The 22773-nt window shown below is 39.8% G+C and carries 23 protein-coding genes; 6 read left to right on the top strand and 17 right to left on the bottom strand.

The window, feature by feature from the left end; genetic code table 11:
• Positions 1 to 40: 40 nt before the first annotated feature.
• From AN395_RS07140 to AN395_RS07150, 3 genes are read right to left on the bottom strand one after another with little or no spacing between them, the layout of a single operon-like run.
• Positions 41 to 1303 (bottom strand): DUF3526 domain-containing protein, encoded by a 1263-nt coding sequence (locus tag AN395_RS07140; protein ID WP_054982526.1) that lies wholly within the window; start codon positions 1301 to 1303, stop codon positions 41 to 43.
• The gene (locus AN395_RS07145) at positions 1300 to 2748 is read right to left on the bottom strand and encodes a DUF3526 domain-containing protein (protein WP_054982527.1); all 1449 of its coding nucleotides are present in this window, start codon (positions 2746 to 2748) and stop codon (positions 1300 to 1302) included. The genes AN395_RS07140 and AN395_RS07145 overlap by 4 nt, the downstream gene beginning before the upstream one ends.
• Positions 2748 to 3575, bottom strand: coding sequence for an ABC transporter ATP-binding protein (locus AN395_RS07150; RefSeq protein ID WP_200910443.1), 828 nt, complete (start codon positions 3573 to 3575; stop codon positions 2748 to 2750). The genes AN395_RS07145 and AN395_RS07150 overlap by 1 nt, the downstream gene beginning before the upstream one ends.
• 303 nt (positions 3576 to 3878) lie before the next feature.
• Between AN395_RS07150 and AN395_RS07155 the strand changes: the two genes are divergently transcribed.
• Both AN395_RS07155 and AN395_RS07160 read left to right on the top strand, forming a co-directional pair.
• Positions 3879 to 4580 (top strand): metal-dependent hydrolase, encoded by a 702-nt coding sequence (locus tag AN395_RS07155; protein ID WP_054982529.1) that lies wholly within the window; start codon positions 3879 to 3881, stop codon positions 4578 to 4580.
• Positions 4581 to 4968: 388 nt separating this feature from the next.
• A complete protein-coding gene (locus AN395_RS07160) occupies positions 4969 to 5571 on the top strand; it encodes a hypothetical protein (protein WP_054982530.1) in 603 nt (200 codons plus the stop codon).
• 265 nt (positions 5572 to 5836) lie between these two features.
• Here AN395_RS07160 and AN395_RS07165 read toward each other — a convergent pair whose 3' ends face one another.
• The 5 genes from AN395_RS07165 to AN395_RS07185 all read right to left on the bottom strand — a co-directional run bounded on the left by AN395_RS07165 (position 5837) and on the right by AN395_RS07185 (position 10061).
• Entirely contained in the window at positions 5837 to 7435 is a 1599-nt protein-coding gene (locus tag AN395_RS07165) for a hypothetical protein (protein ID WP_054982531.1), read from the bottom strand.
• An 86-nt stretch (positions 7436 to 7521) separates the two neighbouring features.
• Positions 7522 to 8139, bottom strand: coding sequence for a hypothetical protein (locus AN395_RS07170; RefSeq protein ID WP_054982532.1), 618 nt, complete (start codon positions 8137 to 8139; stop codon positions 7522 to 7524).
• Positions 8140 to 8410: 271 nt separating this feature from the next.
• Positions 8411 to 8719 (bottom strand): hypothetical protein, encoded by a 309-nt coding sequence (locus tag AN395_RS07175; protein ID WP_054982533.1) that lies wholly within the window; start codon positions 8717 to 8719, stop codon positions 8411 to 8413.
• 118 nt (positions 8720 to 8837) lie between these two features.
• Positions 8838 to 9167: a hypothetical protein gene (locus AN395_RS07180; RefSeq protein ID WP_054982534.1), complete on the bottom strand. Its 330-nt coding sequence runs from the start codon at positions 9165 to 9167 to the stop codon at positions 8838 to 8840.
• Positions 9168 to 9452: 285 nt separating this feature from the next.
• On the bottom strand, positions 9453 to 10061 hold the full coding sequence (locus AN395_RS07185) for a cold shock domain-containing protein (protein WP_054982535.1): 609 nt from the start codon (positions 10059 to 10061) through the stop codon (positions 9453 to 9455).
• Between the two features lie 415 nt (positions 10062 to 10476).
• On the opposite strand from AN395_RS07185, the gene AN395_RS07190 reads away from it, so the two are divergent.
• Positions 10477 to 11097 carry a trimeric intracellular cation channel family protein gene (locus AN395_RS07190; RefSeq protein ID WP_004586627.1) on the top strand — a complete coding sequence of 207 codons (621 nt, stop codon included), beginning with the start codon at positions 10477 to 10479 and terminating at the stop codon, positions 11095 to 11097.
• A gap of 82 nt (positions 11098 to 11179) precedes the next feature.
• Here AN395_RS07190 and AN395_RS07195 read toward each other — a convergent pair whose 3' ends face one another.
• The gene (locus tag AN395_RS07195; RefSeq protein WP_054982536.1) at positions 11180 to 11689 is read right to left on the bottom strand and encodes a DUF421 domain-containing protein; all 510 of its coding nucleotides are present in this window, start codon (positions 11687 to 11689) and stop codon (positions 11180 to 11182) included.
• Between the two features lie 107 nt (positions 11690 to 11796).
• Positions 11797 to 12237: a GNAT family N-acetyltransferase gene (locus AN395_RS07200; RefSeq protein ID WP_054982537.1), complete on the bottom strand. Its 441-nt coding sequence runs from the start codon at positions 12235 to 12237 to the stop codon at positions 11797 to 11799.
• Between the two features lie 243 nt (positions 12238 to 12480).
• On the opposite strand from AN395_RS07200, the gene AN395_RS07205 reads away from it, so the two are divergent.
• Positions 12481 to 13110 carry a response regulator transcription factor gene (locus AN395_RS07205; protein ID WP_024033583.1) on the top strand — a complete coding sequence of 210 codons (630 nt, stop codon included), beginning with the start codon at positions 12481 to 12483 and terminating at the stop codon, positions 13108 to 13110.
• Positions 13097 to 14686, top strand: a complete 1590-nt coding sequence (locus AN395_RS07210; protein WP_054982538.1) for an MASE1 domain-containing protein — start codon at positions 13097 to 13099, stop codon at positions 14684 to 14686. Before AN395_RS07205 ends, AN395_RS07210 begins: the two co-directional genes overlap by 14 nt.
• Before the next feature lies 1 nt (position 14687).
• Here the strand turns inward: AN395_RS07210 and AN395_RS07215 are convergent, their stop codons facing one another.
• Positions 14688 to 15221 (bottom strand): hypothetical protein, encoded by a 534-nt coding sequence (locus AN395_RS07215; protein ID WP_235576554.1) that lies wholly within the window; start codon positions 15219 to 15221, stop codon positions 14688 to 14690.
• A 262-nt stretch (positions 15222 to 15483) separates the two neighbouring features.
• Between AN395_RS07215 and gloA the strand changes: the two genes are divergently transcribed.
• The gene (gene gloA, locus AN395_RS07220) at positions 15484 to 16011 is read left to right on the top strand and encodes a lactoylglutathione lyase (protein WP_024033580.1); all 528 of its coding nucleotides are present in this window, start codon (positions 15484 to 15486) and stop codon (positions 16009 to 16011) included.
• A gap of 82 nt (positions 16012 to 16093) precedes the next feature.
• Here gloA and htpX read toward each other — a convergent pair whose 3' ends face one another.
• From htpX to bioB, 6 genes are all read right to left on the bottom strand, one after another.
• On the bottom strand, positions 16094 to 16957 hold the full coding sequence (gene htpX / locus AN395_RS07225) for a protease HtpX (protein WP_024033579.1): 864 nt from the start codon (positions 16955 to 16957) through the stop codon (positions 16094 to 16096).
• Positions 16958 to 17186: 229 nt separating this feature from the next.
• Positions 17187 to 18758 (bottom strand): FAD-dependent oxidoreductase, encoded by a 1572-nt coding sequence (locus AN395_RS07230; RefSeq protein WP_054982540.1) that lies wholly within the window; start codon positions 18756 to 18758, stop codon positions 17187 to 17189.
• Between the two features lie 145 nt (positions 18759 to 18903).
• Positions 18904 to 19587: a dethiobiotin synthase gene (bioD, locus tag AN395_RS07235; protein WP_054982541.1), complete on the bottom strand. Its 684-nt coding sequence runs from the start codon at positions 19585 to 19587 to the stop codon at positions 18904 to 18906.
• 29 nt (positions 19588 to 19616) lie between these two features.
• Positions 19617 to 20513 carry a methyltransferase domain-containing protein gene (locus AN395_RS07240; protein WP_095206631.1) on the bottom strand — a complete coding sequence of 299 codons (897 nt, stop codon included), beginning with the start codon at positions 20511 to 20513 and terminating at the stop codon, positions 19617 to 19619.
• Entirely contained in the window at positions 20510 to 21667 is a 1158-nt protein-coding gene (locus AN395_RS07245; protein ID WP_054982542.1) for an 8-amino-7-oxononanoate synthase, read from the bottom strand. The genes AN395_RS07240 and AN395_RS07245 overlap by 4 nt, the downstream gene beginning before the upstream one ends.
• 11 nt (positions 21668 to 21678) lie before the next feature.
• Entirely contained in the window at positions 21679 to 22719 is a 1041-nt protein-coding gene (bioB, locus tag AN395_RS07250; RefSeq protein WP_004586639.1) for a biotin synthase BioB, read from the bottom strand.
• Between the last annotated feature and the right edge of the window lie 54 nt (positions 22720 to 22773).

Consider the following 22773-nt stretch of genomic DNA (forward strand, 5'->3'; position numbering starts at 1 on the left):
AGGTGCGCTAAACAACGGCGTTTAGCGCACCTAGTAAGGATTACTTTGCTATAGCCTCAAAGCGTGGCATGTTATTGAGAACTGATTTAGGCGGGTTACCCTTATAAAATAACCAAGGGTAATAAAACTCACGTAATTGCTGATGATAATCACGAATTTGCTGCTCGTATGCATACGCCGCTACTGAGTCGGTTTGGGCGGCTCGCGTTAAGCTGCGCTGCAATAACAGCGGTGGCGAAAACCACGACACAACGCCTGCTAAATCATATTTTTTAGCGGCTGCGTCTCGGTATGCTTTAGAGAGCGGCGCTGCTTTTAAATCGCCCATTTGCTGAAATGCGTAATACCATTTCCACTCAAACTCACTGCTCATAGCAATGTATGGCGCAAGTGCTGGGTACTCTTTAATAAAAGGCTGCATAGTGGCAGATTTTGGTAAATCCCAGGCATCATTTACCGCCTCACGCTGAGTAAGCATAATGTCGCCACCCTTAGGCGAATGCACCGACTTGTTTATAGAAAGGTCGCCTAAAATAGGAATAATAAAAGCAAATAATACCCATAAACCAATTAGGCCAGAGGCAACGCGCGGCGCACTAGTCGCGTTTTTGCCCCACCACACACTCAGCGCAGTCCAAAATGCAAGGTACGCAATACAAAGCAGCGATACATACGCAATTTCAAACGCGCTTGCACCAGCTATAGCTGCACCTATAAAAAATGGCAGCATTAAACACACTATTACTGCTAAAAACCTTACCGTTATACGTGCGCCCCATAAAGCAAAGTACGATTTAGCTGTAGTAACCAGTAAGTCGTGCCTGCCGCTGGTGCGCTCGTTTGCAAATAAGTCATGAAACAGCAAAATAATAACCAGTGGTGCTAAGGCGCTAATTACAAATACAAAATCAATTTTACCGGCCTGTGCCAGCTCGGCATTTTGCGCATCGCTTTCGTAAATTTGCCCCTCTATTGCCAATAAATTAATACGGTGTTTCCACGGGAATATATCGCGCTCACCTAATGCAGCAAATGCAAGATTAGATGGCTGACAATACGTTAAATGAAAACTGTAATAAGCCAACATGCCCGGATCGTCTTGCTTTTGCTTCACTTTAGCGCGATCGCTTTGATCTGCAGCTTTTAAACGCTCTATTGTTTGCTGCTGCGCGCTTACTTCGCTAAGCCCGCTATATATTGCAAAGCCCGATAAAACAAAGCTACATAACAGCAATACCACAAGGTACTTTTGACGCAGTAAAAAGCCCCATTCTCGTGTAAGTTGTGTAATTAAATAACTCATATCAAACGTTTTCCTACCAATTTAATACCGCCTACAAGTACTACAATCCACAGTATTAACTGTAAAAAAGCAGGTACACTTCTTTGCGCGCGAACATCAGCGCTATCTACATCAAAGGTAAAATTTTGCAGTATTTGCCAGTTCTCTGATCCTACGCGCGCTTTTTTAGTAGCCTCGGTATTGGCGTTACGGTTCATATCAACTTGGTAATCAAGCTTTTCAATGTGTACTTTGTTAAGCCCTTGCACAAAATCAAAGCGCAGCTGTTCGGTTTCGCGTAAAAAGCGATGATGGGTTTCTATGCTTGTGCCCACTACAATCATCGACAGCGAGCGAATAGCCACCATAGGCGATACCCAACCAAAGTAACGCGATACCTGCGTTTGTTTAAGTTCACTTTGCATGCGCTGCTCGGCAAACTGGTTTAACACCTTAGTTTGTTTGGCCTCTGATTCACTGGCCACTAACCCTCTAAAGTTTACTGGCAGCTCATCAATGCTGTTTACGTTGTATTTTTTAAGTAGAGATTGTTTAAATTGCTTAAAGGCGGGATCGTTGGTGTTATGGCCATCACCTAGTTTTCTAAGCTCAGCTTTTACTGCAAAGTCGGTTTCTATTTTACCGGCCGATGGCACAGCCGTAGAGGCACTGGTACTTGCTACTCGCGGCATAACAATGCACAGTAAAATCCACACAAACGCAAGCGCTGTAAAGCTACCACTATTTTTACTAAACACGCTCGATGCTAATAAAACAACTAACACCCACACGCTTAAATACAATGCATAACCCACAATAAAACTAACAACTGCTAAAAGGCTCTCACCCGCGCTAAGCGTAAATAACGCCGACACCGCTAATGGCGCAATAATTAACCCAACAACACACAAAAGCGCCAGCCCTTTACCCGCAATCAACGTGCTGCCTTTGGTGCCTTGCGCTAATAAATACGACAACGTTTGCGATTCGCGCTCACGGCTAATAGAGCTGTAACCAATTAAAATAAGCAGTAACGGCGCTAATGTTTGCACTATAAAAGCTGGCGTTAAGCTGCCAAGTTTTGTTAAAGCTGTGCCTTGGCGCTGCTCGGCAAACATTGCACTATTTTGCCTATGCCCTTCTAAAAATATTGAGTTACCTGTGTAGGCATCAATCCCCGGATCTAGGGTGCTAAGTGGGGTTGGCGTTCTAAAAGCGTAATGCCCGTAATGCACCATTCTGTGTGGGTGGCGATCGGGTTGCTCAGCAAAGCTTTGCTCTGCATTGCTTTGTAATTCATTACGAGTGTGGCTAAGTTCGTGCATTGTAATGGCAGTCACCACCACCGATGAAAGCGTAAGTAATAAACCTATGGCTAAAACGGTCATCGCCAGTTTTGAGCGAAGCCAATAGCGCCACTCATCTTTGGCAACTATAACCACCTTTGAAAAATTATTTTTGCTCATTACGCGCCTCTTTGTGCAAACGCGGCATGAACTTGCTCGGTATCAATACGGCCGTTTTCTGGCGCGTCAAATTCGCCCACCAGCTCGCCCGCTCTTAATAAACCAATTCGGTTTGCAACTTGGCATGCGCCGTATACATCGTGCGTTACCATTAAAATAGTGGCGCCGGTTAATGCCAGCTCACGTACTAACTGGTTAAACTCATCAATAGCAACAGGGTCAAGGCCCGATGTAGGCTCATCGAGTAAAAATATGGGGGCTTGGCGTAAAATAGCCAGTGCAATCGCGGTTTTTTGCCTCATGCCTTTAGAATACGTTTGCATAGGACGCTCCCATGCAGCTTGCTGTAGCGCTACACGGTTAAACGCAGCATTAATTTGTTCATCGGTTTTTTTAATATCAGCAAGCGATAAAAAATACGCCACGTTTTCGCGGGCAGTTAAATGCGGATACAACGTGGCCGACTCTGGCAAATACGCCGTTTTACCGCGTACAAAATCAAGTGCGTGTGTTACCTCTTTGCCCGCTACTTTTACAGAGCCTTGAGTGGGTTTATTAAACCCAAGCAAAGTTTTTAACGTGGTTGATTTACCCGCCCCGTTTCCGCCAAGTAACGCGTAAATTTCGCCCGAGCCTACGCCAAAGTTTAAGTTTTTTAAAATGGCGTTGTTTTTAATGCTAAAACTTAACGAGTCCACTTCAATAATGGCTTCGCTTTTAACTGTTTGAGTAGCGGCTTGAGTTGTATTTAGGGCTTCATTACGTGTTTGTTCCACACGTGGAGATTCTTTCGGTGATGTTTGATTAACAGCTGTAGGTGTACTCACATTCAAACTCTATTAAGGGAAATTAGAATGCGGTGAATGTTATACTATATCAAACACCTATTGCAACACTATAACATATTAATAATTAACAAATGATGCAAAGGTTTTAATAGTGTTACCCATGTTGATTTATTCAACGGGTTTTGCCTATTACAAAATCCATAGCCATTTAGGTTAAAATCATTCATAACGCAGCGTTTAATATTAAGTACTTAAGTTATTTACGCCTTACCTTTAAAGTAAATTGAACAATGAACTTTTCAATTGCTAAAATGCCCACCTATTTTTCTATCAAGAGATACAATGGCAAATTTCAATACTCATCTTAATACTGCAGTCATCATCACAGGTTTAGGCTCGGCCACTTTATTAACTGCAGGCCATATTGATTTAAACGGCGCACTTTGGTTATGGTTTTTAGGCTCAATTGGCGGCTTATTACCCGACATAGACTCAGATAACTCAACCTCGCTCAATACTATTTTTAACTTATTTGCACTGAGCGCTGTATTACTGGTGCTGCATTACATAACCACCGAGCTAATAATCGAAATTAGTTTTATAGAGCTAATCGTAGTGCCGTTATTGGTGTACGGGTTTATGAAATACATTATTAGGCCCATTTTTGAATGGATCACAGTACATAGAGGCAGCTGCCACTCGTTATTATTTTTAGTGCTATGCGCGCTGTTAACAACGCAAGTAACGTGGCAACTAAACGAGCAAACAACCACACAAGCAGCCACCTTTGCCTGGTTAACAGGAGGATTTATTTTAATCGGCGGGTTAATTCATTTATTACTCGATGAAATTTACAGTGTAGATTTAAGCAATGTAACCATTAAACGCTCCTTTGGCACCGCGTTAAAAATAGCCGACTTCGACAATAAATTAATTACCTTGGCATCAATAATTGCCATTGCAGGTTTAATCTATGTAGCCCCGCCTACAGAGCAAACTATTATCGCATTAAGTGATTGGTCTCATTTTAGGCTTTTATCTTAATAAATAACATTTATAAAAATACCCATAAACATTGTTTGTGGGTATATATGCTTTATTAAGCGATTGTTTTAATTTCCTCTCGAATAAACAGCCGCTTTAGTTAGTCGAAGTAACTCCAACATTTAATTTAAAAGTTGATTCACAAAGAGGGTAAGAGGCACTGAATTTTTAAAGGTTTAATAGCTTAACTCAATGCGGCTTTGCAATTTAAGTTTCATTAAAAGCGCAAGTTTTAGCTTATTTAATATTAATTATTATTTTTATTGGTTTTAGTGAAATAATTACTCCGCTTTACCTGTCTTATAGCAGCAATACTTTCATCTGTTTGATGTATGCAAAGCGACTGCAACTTTTAAAGCGTCAAATATAAAATTATAAGAGGACCATAATGGAATTTACACATAAACGCACCACCCTAATTACAGCATCGTTATTGTTGGCGTTGGCGATAACCCAGGCTATTTTTACTGCCCTTTACAGTGCTGAAATTAGCTTTTCAAGGCAGTATGCATGGGGACTAGAAGCTGTGCTGTTTACTGTGCTTGTAGCCTTTGCAAGTACCACTATGGTGCAAGCTAAAAACGCTCAATTAGGTTGGTCGGCTATCACATTTAGCGCAATATTAAACATAGTACAGGTAAGCATTGGCCTAACGTTGTTTTCAACATTTGGTAAAGTAGCGGGCGCAGTAGAAGGCGCACAACCTTTAATTGGCGGCGTGGTGTCTTTATCATTCATGATTTACTACGCAGCTAAATTATTATTAGGCTTAGCAGCCCTTGTATTTGGCCTATCTTTTATAGCTAAAGGTGGCAAAGCCATTGGCGGCCTTACAGCCCTAGCAGGCGCAGTTGCAATGCTTGCAAATGCAGTATTAATTATTGCTGGGCGTGATGGATTCCTACCATCAGGCGTTGCTGGTGCATCAGGTATGATTGCAACGTTACTTTTAGCAATCTGCTTATTTAGCCTTAACCGAAAGCAAGACTAAGGCTTAATACCTTATAAGTAATGTGCTTATTTAGATAAGTTATAAACATCGGCGTGTATTAGAGATTCTAATTCGCCGATGTTTTACGTTTAAAGCATTCGCCTAGCGTATCTCAAGCTAATGCGCTCTTTCGTAAACAAAGATTAATTCACAAAGAGGATATGAGGCGCTGCGCTTTTAGAGGGTAAAAATAGCTTATATCAAAAGCTTTTAACCGATTTATGTTTTTATGTATGAAGTCAAGATTTGTCCCCTTAGCTTATACTCATAGCTGACAAGCTGACAGACCAAATGACATTCCTACTAAATGCCCAATATCAAAAAATGGAATTCGATGCTCCATTTGAGAATAATGTGAACATTTTACAATAGTTAAATTTCGGTTGTCTTTCGCATTTACGCTTGTCAGAAGATCAATATATGCAGGATCATCTCCAATAAACACAACATTTCGAAAAGTAAGGTCTGAAGATTCAGAAGAAGACTTGTCTTGAAAAATATCGTGAGTAATCTCGAAAACAGACTCTACTTTTTTCACTTTTTCCTCGAAAGCAAATGCAACAAGCTCAAACAGGCAGTTATTACCCTTAAGTTTTGCGCCATCTAATGATGAAACAGGTATTTTAACTAAGGGAATATCATCAATTGAATTAGAAAAGGCAAATACTTTATAAGTTTTCTTTTCCTCTAACACTCTACAGTTGCGTAAAGCTTGATAAACTAATTCTTCTAATTTTAAATTACTAAAATCACTTTTTGGATGCAGCTTTTTATACATTGGCGAAAATTTTTCAATTGATTCAGCAAGGAAGTTAACATCAATTAAAACGGCTGTATTGGAGTAATTTACGGTTTTATTTTTTACTTTGTTTTTTTTTGCTTCCTCTAATTTTGTATCTCTGATAGCTTCGAGTTCATCCCAACTTTTATTGTAAAAGCAAATTAGATCTCTAATACATTTGGTTATGTATAACTGTAATTTATTGAAAAGGTCTGTTTGTTTACTAAGTTCTGGTATCAATATTTCTATACTCTTACCATTGTGAATTATTTCAGTACGCAATCCATCTTCATTATCACCGCTAGAATAGTATTTAAATTCTTCCTGCAATCTATGAATGTCCGAGCTGTTTTTGGCTATATGAGCCGCAATTTTTGTTCTAACCTTCTGGAACTTTGTAAAACTATTTGGATCGGCGATAAATTCAAACAATCTCATTATTTCGATGAATTTCCCTGTATTATCATTTTCTTCCAATGCATTTGAAAACATTCTCAATGCTTGTTTCGCTATGTTTCCAACCTCTCCAATATCAGCATTTAATAAGTTAAAATTAGTGAAAATTTCGGAGTTAATATCTAAACCTACACCCGCCGTTAAAGTATTACTGTAGATCGTAGTATCAATGATACGAGTAAAAGGACTCCCTTTTCCATTGTACATTAACAGCAACGTCTCACCTGATGCAACTTGCCCTAACCTTGCTGGCATGGTTTTCGGAGCTACTAAGGAGCAAAACTCAAATTTAATATAATCGATAATTATAGAGGCTTTAGATATTGCAGTAGTAATAATTTGCAAATCACTTGATATGCTCCCAGGGTAATCAGCATAAGTTTGATCATTAATTACTATTAAAGGGTTTGATTTAAGCTTCTCAATGTTTGAATCAAATTTGTCTTTATCTTCTTGAGACATGATAATTGTACTACTAAACATATCATCAATATCGATACAGCCTTTTGGAAAGATTCTTATGTTCCCAAATGACTCTTCATTTTTTAAATCAAGTCTCTCCACGGGGAAAATATAAAAATACTTCGTTTCAAGATCGTTTCCGTACAAATCTTCAATTTTATTCATAAAACCTCGGAGAAAATATAACGCCGTGCTTTGCGGCTGGTTGGAGCGAAGCGGAAAATCATTCCGCCAACAGCGCCTTGTTAGTTTTAGTAATTCTGATTACGCTTTAACACCAACTCATGTTCTTTGGCGATAGGTATAAGTTTTTTATATATATTATTGTAGTCTTCCAAAGAGTCCATCTGAGACCATTCAGAGAGAATAACCTCTTCCTCTTGGTCTGTAATATAAGGTGCCACTATCCGAACGTGCTGTTTAAAATCAGATGTAGCATTTAATACGATCGATTCGCCCGCAAGAAATAATAGAGCGAGCAAAAGATAAAACCAGACCAATAATTTGACGAATAGGAACCCGTAAGGAACCCACTTTGGAATTGGTTTTACCTCACTTTCGTTTTTTTCTTCTTTCGGTCCTTTTAAGCTGGTGGATATCTTTGACGATATTCCTCCCCAGCCGACCGCAACAATGACGAAAATTAGACTTAAAATAAAATATGAGTACGTAGTACTCTGTAAAACTGCTGATCTGGCGTATCTACTATCAATATAATCCGTTAAAAACCCTAATACGCCCGTTCCAAGATAAAGCAGAATCGAACCTGAGTGCTCAACAATCAGCCAAACCGCAAATGAGCCTAAAGCCCCCCAAAAGAAAGTAAAAAACCGAGGGTTTTTCTCAAGTTTTGTCCAAAATTCTTCCACAGGTCCTCCTTTAAACTAACGAGACTGTAGAATAACTCCAACAGCCAAATTCAATTAAAAACGAGTTCCTGTAATTAACTCTAAGCGTTTTTAAAGCATAAGTTAATGCATTTGGAACCCATAAAACTGGCTGTTTTTCTTAAAAAAGAGTAATTCAACAGCCTCAACGCCCTAATAACTTACGCGTAGGTTGGCGTTGTCATCGTTTTTTTCTTTTACAAAAAACGATGACAACCGTTATGCGTCCAGTTGATTAGCTTTTTATAAATAGTTAGGAGAACTGCTCTCGAAGTTCGTTTGAAATTGCTTTGACTTGAGCCTCTTTACCCTTTGGAATACTATTTCCTTCAAGAGAAGAATCAAAAAATGCGATTACATTTGTGTCTTCATTTTCTGAATATTCCCCCTTTGTCATTGCTTCTTGTTGTGCTTCAATTAATCGCTTCGCACCTTCAAAAGCTGATTGCCTATCATCACCATCCACAACACGTATAGCAGCTTCAAGTATCACTTCTTCAAACAGTGCTTCATCATATTCTTGCTCTGCAATTTCAACGCCCAAATTTGATCCGATTCCCATATTGACTTCTCCTCATTATATTTCGCCAACATAAGCGGAAAAATATAGTTGGCTTTAATTGTGCGAGGCACGAGCGCAGCCAATTGTATTTTTTCCGTTTGATGTTCTTTTTAGCTGTTTATAAATTCCAACCTTCCCATTTCGGTTGGCTCTTCTCACAAATAGATACCCAATCAGCAAGTTCTTGTAACTTGACCTGTGCTTCTTTTACATCTATTTCTTCATTATTTATCTTACCCCAAAGGTGCTCCAACGAATCACCAAAAGCACTTGGGTAAGTGATAAAATCTTGATCAAAGTTAGAATAAAAAAATGGACTACCATCTGGTTTACAATCTCCATTTATCGCAATATGTGAAACATGCCAACCATTATCAGTTTTATTTACTCGGTAAGTTATTGTTGATTCACGACGAGTGTTATAAACACTAAACTCTAGGTTTTCCATAAATACTCCGTTGAATGCTAATGCTGAAAAACAGCTAACAGTTTATTTGACCCCACTTTGGGTGGTTATAACACCCCAAAACGGCGTATATTACTTTGTTCGATAATTACACCAAACAACCCCTTTATAATCAGACAATAACAATTGCTACTCAGCAGCCTTTGTTATTTAACCCCATAACGCCTTTTAATAATGTTATGGGACAAATTGCGCATCACTGTATTTTTATACAGTGCACGGTAAAACCCATCTTAAATTTAACTTTTAACTAATCGGTTTCTAAAATTACCACTCATCTTGGAACCGTGAATCCCTCTCACACGGGTCGCCATCTCTATCGCCATCCATTTTTGTATTTGGGCAGTTATTTATAAAAAACACCGCCTCTGCACGGGAAGTCATTTGGCTACAGTGCTGCCTGCCATCGCAGGTAAAATTTTGTGTGTTTTGAGGAATTACAATTTTTGGGTATTTTTCATCAAATGTGGCTAAATCGGCGTTGGTAATAACGGGAGTGTGGTTATTAAATTGCTCGTTACTTTTATAATGGGTGTATTTATTTACTGCGATAAAGCCAAGTACGGCGATAATGCTAATTGAAGCGACTTTGCCTAAAAAACTATCGGTAAAATTAGATTTAGCAACACGATGATGGTTTGATTTTTTAGGCGTGACTTTAAGCGCAGCTTCGCCTTCTATGCGGCAGTTAATTGCTTTGGTTTTACCATCGGGCTGTGTAGCGACTTCAAAATAAATGGTGTCGCCCACTTTTGGCTTGCGGCTCATATGTTTGAGCGCTGAGATGTGTATAAAGGTGTCGTGCGCTAGGGTGTCTGATTTAATAAAACCAAAGCCCTTTTCGTCATTCCACGCTTTTAACAGTCCTTTGTTCATGTATTTACCTGTGCTGATTAGGCTGCGATTACGCAAATTCCATTTAAGTTAAGAGTCGTTAGTATACGTTCCTAAATTGCTACCACGCAACCAAATATTCATATTAGGTTAATTTAAATATTCTAATTAGATGGCAAAGCACTTAACCATATAGGAAAAATATCGAGCTTTGAGCTTTAAAAATCAGGAAAAAAAAGCCTGTTTTATTTTATAAATTACGGCCATTTGTCCTTTACTCTACGACTGCTAACTTTTGCCAACCTGTTAGCTTAACAGCTTGTTTACACTCGGTTTTGTTATTAGTTATTTCTATCTAAATTAAGCGTTTATAGTGTGATTTTTCATTCGTTATTTACTTAATTTATCTATACAATCCACACCTTATTTTTACGTGCAATTTTCAAGTGATTATCTCATGCTATTAACCGTTGTTTATATTATTGGTATTACCGCAGAAGCCATGACCGGCGCACTTAGCGCAGGGCGAATGAAAATGGATTGGTTTGGCGTTGTACTGGTTGCCAGTGCAACAGCAATTGGTGGTGGCAGTGTGCGAGATATTTTACTTGGCAATTACCCACTTACCTGGGTTCAGCACCCAGAGTATTTATTAATTACTTGTATAGCGGGCATTGTGACTACGTGGCTTGCTAAGTGGGTGGTTAAATTTAAAGGTATTTTTATGCGCTTAGATGCGCTAGGGCTTGCGGCGTTTAGCATTATTGGCTGCCAAGTTGGGCTAAATATGGGCCTGCACTATGGTATTTGCGTTGTGGCTGCGGTTGTAACCGGTGTTTTTGGTGGCTTACTGCGCGATTTAATATGTCGCCAAGCGCCTTTAGTATTACATAACGAGCTATACGCGAGTGTATCGTTACTTGTTGCCTGCTTATTCTTGGCACTGCACCATTACAATATTGATGACAACATCAGCATTATTGTAAGCCTTGTTGCAGGCTACTTAATACGTATGGCGTCAATTCGCTTTAAGTGGCGTTTACCTACCTTTAGTTTGTTAGAGCACCACGCTAAATAAATTAGGCTTTAATAAAAGATAAGGCAGGTATTAAACCTGCCTTAATTAATATAAGTATAAGTATAAGTACTAGCGCCTTACTTTATTGCTCGCTAACATCACTTAACGCGGTTTTTAACCCACTGTTATTTTGCTTTAGTACGCTAAAACTGCCGTCAGTTTCGAGCACTACAGCGGCTACATCTTCTATGGCTAATATACCCGCACCACGAATGGCAGCACGAATTTCTGATTTAGTTACCCGCTGCGATTTAAGTGCCGCCGTGCAATATTCTCCATTACTCAGCAATAGCGAGGGCTCTGCTTTTATAAGCGAAGCAAATTTAGATGAGCGCACACTTAGCCACGTAATAAAATATTGCAGCCCTATTAACACAACAAACGCGAGCATTCCCTCTAGCAGCGCAACGCTTTTTGTAATGATCACCGAGGCTAAAATAGATCCCAGCGCAATAGTGACAATAAAATCAAACACGTTCCATTTAGAAAGCGTACGCTTACCCGATATACGCAACCAAAACACCAGCGCTACATAACCCAGCACGCCAATAATAAGTACGCGTATTAAGCCCTGCATATCATCAAAAAACATAGTTACTCCTTTATATGCGTTATTTACTTACTGTAAGTAGTTCCTGCAATAGTTAATTAAACCTTAAATGGCACATAGTTAAATAACGATGAATAAAGCGCCCTATTTTATTTTGCTAGTTGTTTTACAAACTTAATTTTACTTAGCATCGTACTTTGTTTATCGACATAGCCACCTATGTGATAGCCGTTTGTGATTAACATAGTGAGCATTTGAGGAAACCGGTTCATCGATTTTACATGTATATGCGTGTAGCCTTGCTCAGCGGCCCATTGCTCCTGATGAATAAGTAGCTTTTTAGCTATACCAAGCCTACGGTATTTAAAATGTACGCCACCAAGCCAGCTATAAAATTGTGTAGTTGATTGCTCATAGCCAATTTTAAAACCGACTAATGTATCTTCAAGGTAGGCCACTAATATAAGTGCTTTTTTATTATTTAAACGTTTGTGTACTGTTTGATTATCAATAGTGGTTAATAATTCAGGGATATGTTTACTCACTGCGGTTACATCGTCAATTGTGCCTGTTTTGATAGTAATAGCCATAAAAGTTCCTTGTTTTAAAACATGAGTTCTAGCCGAACGCATGCTGCCCTTTACTTAGGGTATAAATTTTGGCTACTTAGCTCTTATATTTAATTTATAATGTCTGCGTTTAAATATATAAATACTGAGCGTTATTGCCCTTTTATTTTTGCAGTGTCATATTTACTAGGTAGTTAAATTTAATAAATATTTTGGCTAATGGTTAAGTATTTCAATGTATAATAAATCTAAAGGGAGAAATACATGCACATTGGAATAATTGAAGATCATCAATTAGTACGCGACAGTTTTAAAAAACTATTAGAACTACATGCAGACTGGGAAGTAATAATAGAAGCCTGCAATGTTGACCAAGCAATACTAGCCGTTGCACTTGAGCAACCCGATATATTTATTGTAGATATATCACTTAATGAATCTCAAACTGGCCTTACGTTTTTAACCTACCTTAACGAAAATTTCCCTGAAATAAAAACAATTGTTGCCTCCATGCACGATTACGAACCTTATGTGAGTAATGCACTTCGCCTAGGCGCCCTTGGTTATGTGTCTAAGCGCTCTGCGTCGGAAGAGCTAATTGATGCAGTTAAATCGGTTGCGCTGGGTAAACGCTATATAAGTGAAGACGTAAATTTTGCACTAAATACACAAAGCTCAGTTTTAACTATGTTAACTAACCGAGAGCTTGAAGCTTTACCACTGTTAGCAAAAGGGTTAAATGCGAAACAAATAGCGCAACAATTAGAAATAATGCCTAAAACAGCGCACGTGCATAAGGCAAATATTTACAGCAAGCTTAATGTAACCACTTCGTTTGAACTGTTAAAAATAGCCATTGATGCTGGAGTAATAAAGCTAGATGAACTTACCTAGTACACTACCCGCTTTTAACTTTTCTGCTATTGCATGTATTAAAGAAATTACAAAGCACCTTTTACTAGGTGGAATATATTTTGTTGCCTGCATTGCTGCTTTTTGGGTTGGCACTAATTTAGAAACTGTGCCAGAGAGTAGTGCTATATTTATTCCTGCGGGAATAAAAATTGCTTTTTATTTGCTTTCGCCAACACGCTATTGGGTCACTTTGTGGTTATCGTCTCGTGCTTTGGCAGCGCACTTTGGGTATTTAGGTTCTGGTGTTTGGGAGTTTAATTTACTGCATGGCTTTTGGCAGGAGCTTTGTTTTTATGCGCTTGTGTATGTGTTTAAACACAGTCGTTGGCCGCCAAGCATTAATAATAGCTTAGGTATACTTTCGTTAATTTTGTTATGTGTAGCAAGCACTTCAATAAAGTGGTTTTTGTTCTCAAGCGCATTCGAATTTACAAACATTCAGGTTGCTAAAGAGCTATTGCAGTATCAATTAAATATGTGCCTAGGCGATATAACAGGCTCGTTGCTCATTGCGCCGTTTATTATGTTAGTTCACTCTTTAAAGCTACCATTAAAGCGCCCTGCATTACTTAAAGTGACTAATTTAACCTTAACATTAGCCATAGTAATATTTGTGCTGATATTTGCATACTTACTACGCCCCGATACCTACCCGTTACTTCGCCTTGCATCTTTGTTGCCTATTATTTGGTTTTCGTATCGGTTTGGTATTGTAGGCGCAATTACTAGCGCAACGCTTATTAACGCTTTAATAATTGTTGAAGCAATCATTACTGACGAACCGAGTAATACTTATATAAGCCAACTATTTATTTTAGCCAATGCCATTACCAGCATGGTTCTAGGCGCGGCTATTACTGAGCTTAAACGTAAAAATGTAGAGTTAAAAAAAATTAACCGAGCACTGACTAAGCAGCTTGATCAAAATTCACGCCTTGCAGCTAAAATGGTTACCGTTCAAGAAAATGAACGTAAACACCTTTCACAAGAGTTACACGATGAACTTGGCCAAAACTTAACAGCTTTAAAAACAGATTTAGCTATTTTGTCTCATATTAGTAATGAAAAAACACAAACCTTTGTTACAACATTAAAAAATAATGCAAATGCCATGTACGACTCTGTTTATCAGTTAATGCATTATCTACGCCCACGAGAACTTGATGAGCTAGGGCTTAAAAAAGCAGTGGTTCAGGGACGCTTAAAAAGCTTACTTAATCAGGCTAATATAAGTTACGAAGTAAGTTTTACACTAGAGCAAGCGCTTTCTAAAGAGCATGAAATTGCGGTTTATAGAATTTGCCAAGAAGCAGTAACCAATTGTATTAAACATAGTAATGCAAACTTACTAACTATAAACATTAAATCTAGCGAGCATTTTAGTGAGTTGGAAATTAGAGATAACGGCGATAGTGTAAAGTTAACCGACAACACCGGACACTATGGCTTAGCTTTTATGCAAGAGCGCTCTATGGCATTAGGGGGAAGTTTTGAAATTATTAATGATGGCGGTTTTACTATTAAAGTAAAACTGCCAATAAAAACAGTTGGTTAATTTAGCAAATAGATACTTGCTTGGTATAAAATTTTTGCCTTGGTTGGTCACAGTATGCATCGTCGTTGTTTACTTGTATTTCAACTTGGTTGCCCACCAGCTGAAGTAATAATCCGGTTGCTATGTTGTTATTGCCTAATGTTGATTTTATCAACACCTTTTTGCCAATCGCTTCTTGTAGCCTAGGTTTTGGTAAATTAAGGTTGGTTATTGGCCTTAACCCTTCAGCTTCTGCAAATAAATTTATGCAGTGGTATTTTGCTGCAACAATTCTTTGTTCGTTAATTTTTGCTATATCAACATTATTTAAAAAGTGAATAATTGCCTGGTTAGCATGTGTAAACTCACTTAATACATCGTCAAGCTCGCGCCCTGAAGCCCACTTTCTGGTAACTTGGTACTGCCGTGATGCTTTGCGGGTAAGTATAACTGTTGCGCCGGTCATTTTGCTAAACCACTGTATACAGTAACTTGTTTCACTTTGGATATTAAGCAATACACTCATGTTGCCAAATTCAGTTATATTTTCATCCATACAAATCATACTTGATACCCTCCGTCCTTGTTTAGGTATAGTTTATTAATATTTAGATAATTAAAAATCATCCATATTCCTAACTCATCTAGGAAAATGGCTTAGAAAATAATGTGGTATATTTAGTAACTTCTGCTTTATAGACTTAATCCGTTATAAATAGTGATGTATGCGAGTGAGTTTTTATTTAGCTGAGAGTTGATTATGTTGGTTTAAGCATTATATCTAAGTTTTCGCTTCTTAATTTATACAAAGGATTACCATGTCTAGCTATAACGAATCGCCAGAGCAAATTGAACAGGCCACTAAAGGCTATGTGATGCAGCAAACTATGTTGCGTATTAAAGATCCCAAACCGTCGCTCGAGTTTTATCAAAATGTATTAGGTATGAAGCTGTTAGGTAAGTATGACTTTCCTGAAATGAAGTTTACGCTGTACTTTTTAGGCTACGAGCCAGAGCAGCCGCAAGGTGATGATAAAACCAAAGCTAAATGGGTATTTGGTCGCCCTGCACTAATTGAGCTTACCCATAACTGGGGTACAGAAGACGACGATAGCTTTGAGGGCTACCACAGCGGTAACCAAGAGCCTAAAGGCTTTGGCCATATTGGCATTAGCGTGCCAGATGTATACGCTGCCAGTGAGCGCTTTGCAAAGTACGATGTAGAATTTGTTAAAAAGCCAGATGATGGTTCAATGAAGGGCTTAGCATTTATAAAAGACCCTGACGGCTACTGGATTGAAATACTCTCACCTGAGGGCATTACCGATATTATTTTTGGTAAATAACTTTAACCCTTGATAAACCAGTTACCACATACTAAAAAGCCAGCTAATTAGCTGGCTTTTGTGTTTTTAAATAAGGGTTAGCTTATTTACGCAGGGCGTCTATTCGCGCATCAAGCGGTGGGTGAGATGAAAACAGTTCAGCCATACCTTTACCACTTGCTATACCAAAGGCCATCATTGAGCCTTGTAATTGCGAAGGATGGTTTTGCTTTAATCGCTCAAGAGCTGAGCGCATTTTGTCTGCACCTACCAATTTAGCTGCGCCGCTGTCGGCTGCAAATTCACGCTTACGGCTGTAACTTGCAACCACTATGCTTGCAAGCACACCAAATACAACTTGGAATAACATGTCGAATAAAAAGTAAGACCAGCTACTACCGCCCTCTTCTTCATCGCCATTTAAAAAGTTATCAACTATGCCTGCCAGTACTTTTGCGGCAAATATTACAAAGGTATTTACCACGCCTTGTATTAGCGTAAGCGTTACCATGTCGCCATTAGCAACGTGCGATACTTCGTGGGCAAGTACGGCCTCGGCTTGGTCTTGATTCATGTTATGTAATAAACCAGTGCTGACCGCCACCAGCGAGTTGTTTTTACTTGGGCCGGTTGCAAAGGCGTTCATTTCTGGGCTGTCGTAAATTGCTACTTCAGGCATTTTTATACCTGCTTTTTGAGCTTGTGCTGATACAGTTTGTACAAGCCAGTGCTCGGTTTCGTTGCGTGGTTGAGTAATTACCTGTGCGCCCGTTGATTTTTTAGCAATCCACTTAGACATAAATAACGAAATAAACGAGCCACCAAAGCCAAATACAGAGGCTATAAGTAATATTCCGCCAAGGCTACGATGGCTTAAACCCAGCGCGCTCATTATTATTGAAAGCACTACACCTAATACCAACATAACCGCTAGGTTAGTTAATAAAAACAAAAATATACGTTTCATATTGTCCTCACAAAAATAGGTTTGATCACCGAACATAAAATTAAATTAGGTTAAAGCAATCATTACGTTATGACACACTATGTCATAGCGTTGAGGCTATTCTGTGACAAACTATGTCATAACGCAAGGGTTATTTGCAGGTTTATTAATAAATTTTTTGGGGAGTTTAAAAAGGGAGTAAAGTGTGGCGTAACGCAGTTATTAAACCTCGTTACGCCTATAAAAACAATTAGTTGCTGGTTATGCCGCTAGTTGTAATGCAATTATTAATTGTTGCCATATCTGTAGGAAAGCCGCGCTCTTTTGCAAGTAATTGTGCCACCTTGGTTATATCTGCATGGTTGTGTTGTTGAAGATACGTCCACTGGTGATGTGTACGATGCTCATTTATGTGCGCATCGTCGCTTATTAGGCCAAGTTTAGTAAATTCAGCCACTATTTCATCGGCAGCGATTAAGGTAGATGACGCTTTTACGTTTTCGGCTCGTGCGTAGCTAATATGCGAATATAAGCTAACATCGGCGACGCGCAAGGTGTCGTCTTCTCCTGGGATTTGCTGGCCACCAAACAAGGCATTGTTTTGCGTGTTGGCGTTTTTAAATGCCGGAACAAACTCGGCTACATAATCAATGGCTTTTTGACTACGTGCTTTTAGTACTTGCTGATCCCACCCATTGTTTATGTAATTTAAGTATTTAGCTGGCAATTGCGGCTGTGCACTTTGCTCGTTGGTATCGGCTAGGCCATCGTTAAACAAGGTAATTGAGTTGGTCATACCATGAATTTGATAATAGCCATTAGGATAAGGCGTTAGCTGTGCCATACCTTCTGGCGTGCCACGGTTACCATAAATAATAATTTCCGGAATTTGCCCGCCAGCACCTTGCCAATGCGTAATGTAAGAGGCTTTAAATTCTACCATACGTTTGGCCTCTACGCCTACCATGTCATCTACAATACCGGTTTGAAAGCCGCAGGCATTAATTAGGTAGTCTACCTCTACGGTTTGCGAAGTGTCGCTTTGGTTATTTTGGTATTCAATTTTCCAGGTTGGCGATTGGTTATTGGCACTGGTTTGCTCAACTTGGCTAACTTGCTTTACCTCTGTGCTGGTAAGTACATTAGCGTGTTCGTACTGGGCAAGCGCAAGTTGGGCGCTGGCCGATAACCTAAAAATATTCCACCCGTATTCTTGAGCAACAATTAGCGGGTATTTTACTTTGTTTAAGTTTAGGTGCTTAGCAACGGGGATCATCCACTCATCTAGCGTTTTAGGCTCACTAACCTGCTCTTTTTTACTCAGCGCTATCATTTGCTCATGACTATACAGCTGGTAGTAATTGTCGGGCTCGCCAAGTACTTTGTTGTTAGGGTCTTGCTCAACTAACTCTTTATACGCGTTGGTGATTTTATTTAATCGTGGTAGTAAATCATCGGGTGAGTCGTCATCACGCGTTGGCACTGCAAACACGGTTGGGCGTACGTCTATGGTGTAGGGGTATAGGCGTAAAATATCAATACATTGCTTGAGTAAATCTATGCAGTCTTCGTCTGGTATTTCACGGTATAAATTACCACCAGCGTGTAAATGGCACATAGGTGGGCCATCTATAAGTGACTTTTTTTTCTCAAAAATAGTGGTATGAATCCCTAGCGCTGCCAATCGAATAGCTATTGTTGCCCCTGCTGTGCCGCCACCTAAAATGCCCACACGGGTTTTAGGCTGAGCACTTGGCTTTACCTCGGGTTCACCCGTTACCTGTGTGTTTTGAGCGAAGCGTTTAATATATGGGTGCGTCATGTAGCGGTTTATTTCCTTAGTAACAATAGCTTTAACTTGTAATATGTGTACTAAAGGGGGCAATTTCAAGGCGTAAATACAATTAATAAGCTCATGTATTTAATATAAAAACTGCTTTGCATTTAAAAACGCAAAGCAGCCACAATTAGCTTTGTAAATTGAGGGTATTAAGCAAGGTTTTGTATATTTGCAGTTTAGGGGTTTGCTCGCTGTATGGGCTTATAGCCAAAATAGGAAATGGCAAGCGTGCCTTTAACGAATCAAGGTTAGCTTGGTATTCGTCCATATTTGGGTCTACTTGGTTGGCAACCCAGCCTACACAATTAATGCCTAAACTTTGCATATGGGCAGCGGTAAGTAAAGCATGGTTTAAACAGCCTAGTTTCATGCCTACTACTAAAATTACGGGTAGTTGCTCGGCCTTAACCCAGTCGTATAAATAATCGGTATTATTAATTGGCAGTGCCCAGCCACCAGCGCCTTCGGTTAGGTGGTAATCGGCACCTTGTTGTTTAAGCGTTGAGTACGCTGTACTTAGTTTATCGAGCGTAATGTTTACCCCCACTTGTTCTGCGGCTATGTGCGGCGCAATGGGTGGCGCGAAGGCAAAGGGGTTTATTACATCGTATTTGGCACTTACCGTGGCGCTTTCCATTAGCATTAGTGCATCGGCGTTTACTAGCTGTTCAAACGCCATTTCGCAGCCTGCGGCAAGTGGCTTAAAGCCAATTGCGTTTTTTTTATGTTGGGCAAGTAGCTTTAATAGCAAACTAGTAACGTGGGTTTTTCCGGCGTCGGTGTCGGTACCGGTAATAAAAAATTCTTTCATTTTACTGCCTTGATTAATTTTAATATAAGCTACTCATGGCTTTTTTGTAATGATAACAATACCACATGGTAAGATACACACGCTTGATTGTTTAAAAGCGGATACGCATTGCATACCCGTTGTAGCGCCGACTTCGTTAATAACCCTTGGCGTGAATTAGCATGATTTTGCGTTGTAGCACCAATGGCTTTAATAGATTTAATGGCTTTTAACGGGCTTGAATAACAATCGGTATAAATTACTTTTTGTGAGCTATTAATACTAAACCCTGCCTTTTGTACCGACTGGTTTATATAAGCGTGTGTATTAAAGGTATTTATATGGCTGCGGTTATCAAGCGCTGCAAACGCTGTTTTAATTTCGTTAAGCGAACCCGCCACTACAGTACTTATATAAGCCTGCCCGCCAGGCTTTAAGCTTTTATAAAGCGAATGCATTAATTTTTCAAAATTAGCCGACCACTGCACTGCAAAGTTACTAAATATAGCGTCAATACTGCTTGCTTGTAGCGGCAGGTTATCCATATCAGCGCAAATTTTGGGGTTAGTTAATGCAGCGCTTTTAAGCATGTTTAAGCTTAAATCTATCGCGATTACTTGGCCGTATTGTTTGCTTAGCTGCGAGGTATTAACCAGTGGGCCAGCTCCTAAATCTACACAGCATTTACTTTGGTTGTGCGACTGGGAGTTTATTAATTTAAATAAATCGCTTGCTGCCTGTTTTTGTACATTGGCATGGCTGTTGTATTGCTCAGCTGCTTTAGAAAACTTATCACTCGCTCCCTTTTTAAGCGCTGTATGGGGGCGTACTTGCTCAGCACTTTGTATAAGCGCACGCTTTTGTGAAGCCCCATTTATAGGTAAAAGCGCGGGCTTTTTATTTAAAGCTTGCTTACTGTGGGTATGAGCTAAAGCCTGCGCAATCATGCTATTGCGCCTTTTAAGTGCTCAACAAGTGCTGTTATATCTGCATGGGTATGCGCCGCTGTTAAGGTTACACGTAACCGCGCGGTATTATGCGCAACCGTGGGTGGGCGAATAGCGGTTAGCCAAATACCCTGCTGTTTAAGGTTTTGTGCTGCGTGTAACGTTTGCTCTGCGCAGCCAAGCACAATGGGCTGAATAGCGGTGTTTGACTCCATTACCGCAATAGCGTGTTGTTTACAAAGCTGCTTAAAAAAAGCAATGTTACTACTTAGCTGCTCGCGTTTATTATCTGCACGTTTAATGGCTTGCAAGCGCGTAAGCGTAAGCGCTGCCATAAGCGGCGATATAGCGGTTGAATACGTGTAGTCGCGGTTAAACTGCAGCATGTAATTAATAAATTGGTTATTTGCTAATACACAGGCCCCGCTACTTGCTACTGCTTTTCCAAAGGTAATAACCAGTATATCGGGAAGTGCTAAGCCCTCATCTAATAATGCCTCACAGCTACCTAAACCGGTTTTACCTAGTGCGCCAAAACCATGTGCATCATCAATCATAAGCCAAGCATTGTGCTCTTTAGCTAAAGCAAGCAGCCCTTTTATGGGGGCGGTGTCGCCATCCATCGAAAACACCCCTTCACTAATAATTAGCTTATTGTGTGCTTTTGATTTTTCGAGCCGCGAACGTAAATGCTTTAAATCGTTATGGTTAAAGCGGATCAATGCGGCATTTGAGTGCATTGCGCCGTCAATCAAACTGGCGTGGTTTAGCTTATCTTGAAAAATAGCACTATTTTGCGCCGCGCTTTTATCGTTAAACAACGCTTTAATTACACTGCTATTTGCACTAAACCCCGAATTAAACAACATGCCAGCCTCGTAGCCAAGCGCACTACATAAGTATTGCTCTAGCTGGTGTTGCTGCGCCTGATACCCAGTTACTAAAGGTGAGCTGTGGCTACCGAGTACGTTGTTTTGCTCAAGGTTAATACTGCAATCACCAAAGCCTAGGTAATCATTACTGGCAAAATTAAGGTACGTTGCGTTATTTAACGTAATGGTACGTGCTGTAGCGCACTGCACCACATGGCGTTTACGTAATAACGCATGTTGCTGTTGTTGCTGCAAATGCGTATCTAAAAATTCAAATGGCATAAAAGGTAAGCTTAGGCTTCGTAAAATAAGGCTGACGTTGCTTTATCGGCCACTTGCGATGACAGCGATGCGGCAACGGCTTCGTCTGAATAGTCTTGGTGTTTTTCTGGGTTCATGCCTAATTTTTTAATTAGCTTCATGTCGGCATCGGCCTCTGGGTTTTCGGTTGTGAGTAGTTTATCACCATAAAATATTGAGTTAGCGCCTGCAAAAAAGCACATTGATTGCATTTGCTCGTTCATCGCGCTGCGACCTGCTGATAAACGCACATAGCTGTGTGGCATCATAATACGGGCGGTAGCTATGGTACGTATAAATTCAAAATGATCTAAATCGTCTACGTTTTCAAGCGGTGTGCCTTTTACTTTTACCAACATATTAATAGGTACGCTTTCAGGCTGTTGTGGTAAATTTGCCAGCTGCATTAATAAACCGTAACGGTCGCTTGCTTGCTCTCCCATACCGACAATACCGCCTGAGCATACTTTCATGCCGGCATCACGTACGTGATCTATGGTGTTTAATCTGTCTTCAAAGGTGCGCGTAGATATAATTTGCTCGTAATATTCAGGCGAAGTGTCAAGGTTATGATTGTAGTAATCAAGCCCTGCGCTACTTAGCTCATGTGCTTTTTCGTTGGTAAGTTTACCAAGCGTCATACAGGTTTCTAGGCCAAGTTCTTTTACTTCTTTAACCATTTTAGAAATATACGGCATGTCTCTGTCTTTTGGATCTGACCATGCTGCGCCCATACAAAAACGGGTTGCGCCTTTTTGTTTAGCTAGGCGTGCTTGCTCTACCACTTTTTCTACTTCTAGTAGGCGCTCGCGCTCTAAGTCGGTTTTATAATGCCCCGATTGTGGACAGTATTTACAATCCTCTGGGCAAGCCCCTGTTTTAATAGATAATAAAGTAGATATTTGTACTTCGTTAGGATTAAAATTAGCGCGATGAACCGATGCCGCTTTAAATAATAAATCGTTAAATGGCATTTCAAATAATGCCTTTACTTGGGCGTGGGTCCAATCGTGGCGAACAGGTGCAAGTTCCATAGTAGTCTCTTATTTTTCTCAGTGGTGATGTTGGATTAGTCTACGTCTTGAAGT

The sequence above is a fragment of the Pseudoalteromonas sp. P1-30 genome (genome assembly GCF_001400005.1).
GTDB lineage: Bacteria > Pseudomonadota > Gammaproteobacteria > Enterobacterales > Alteromonadaceae > Pseudoalteromonas > Pseudoalteromonas atlantica.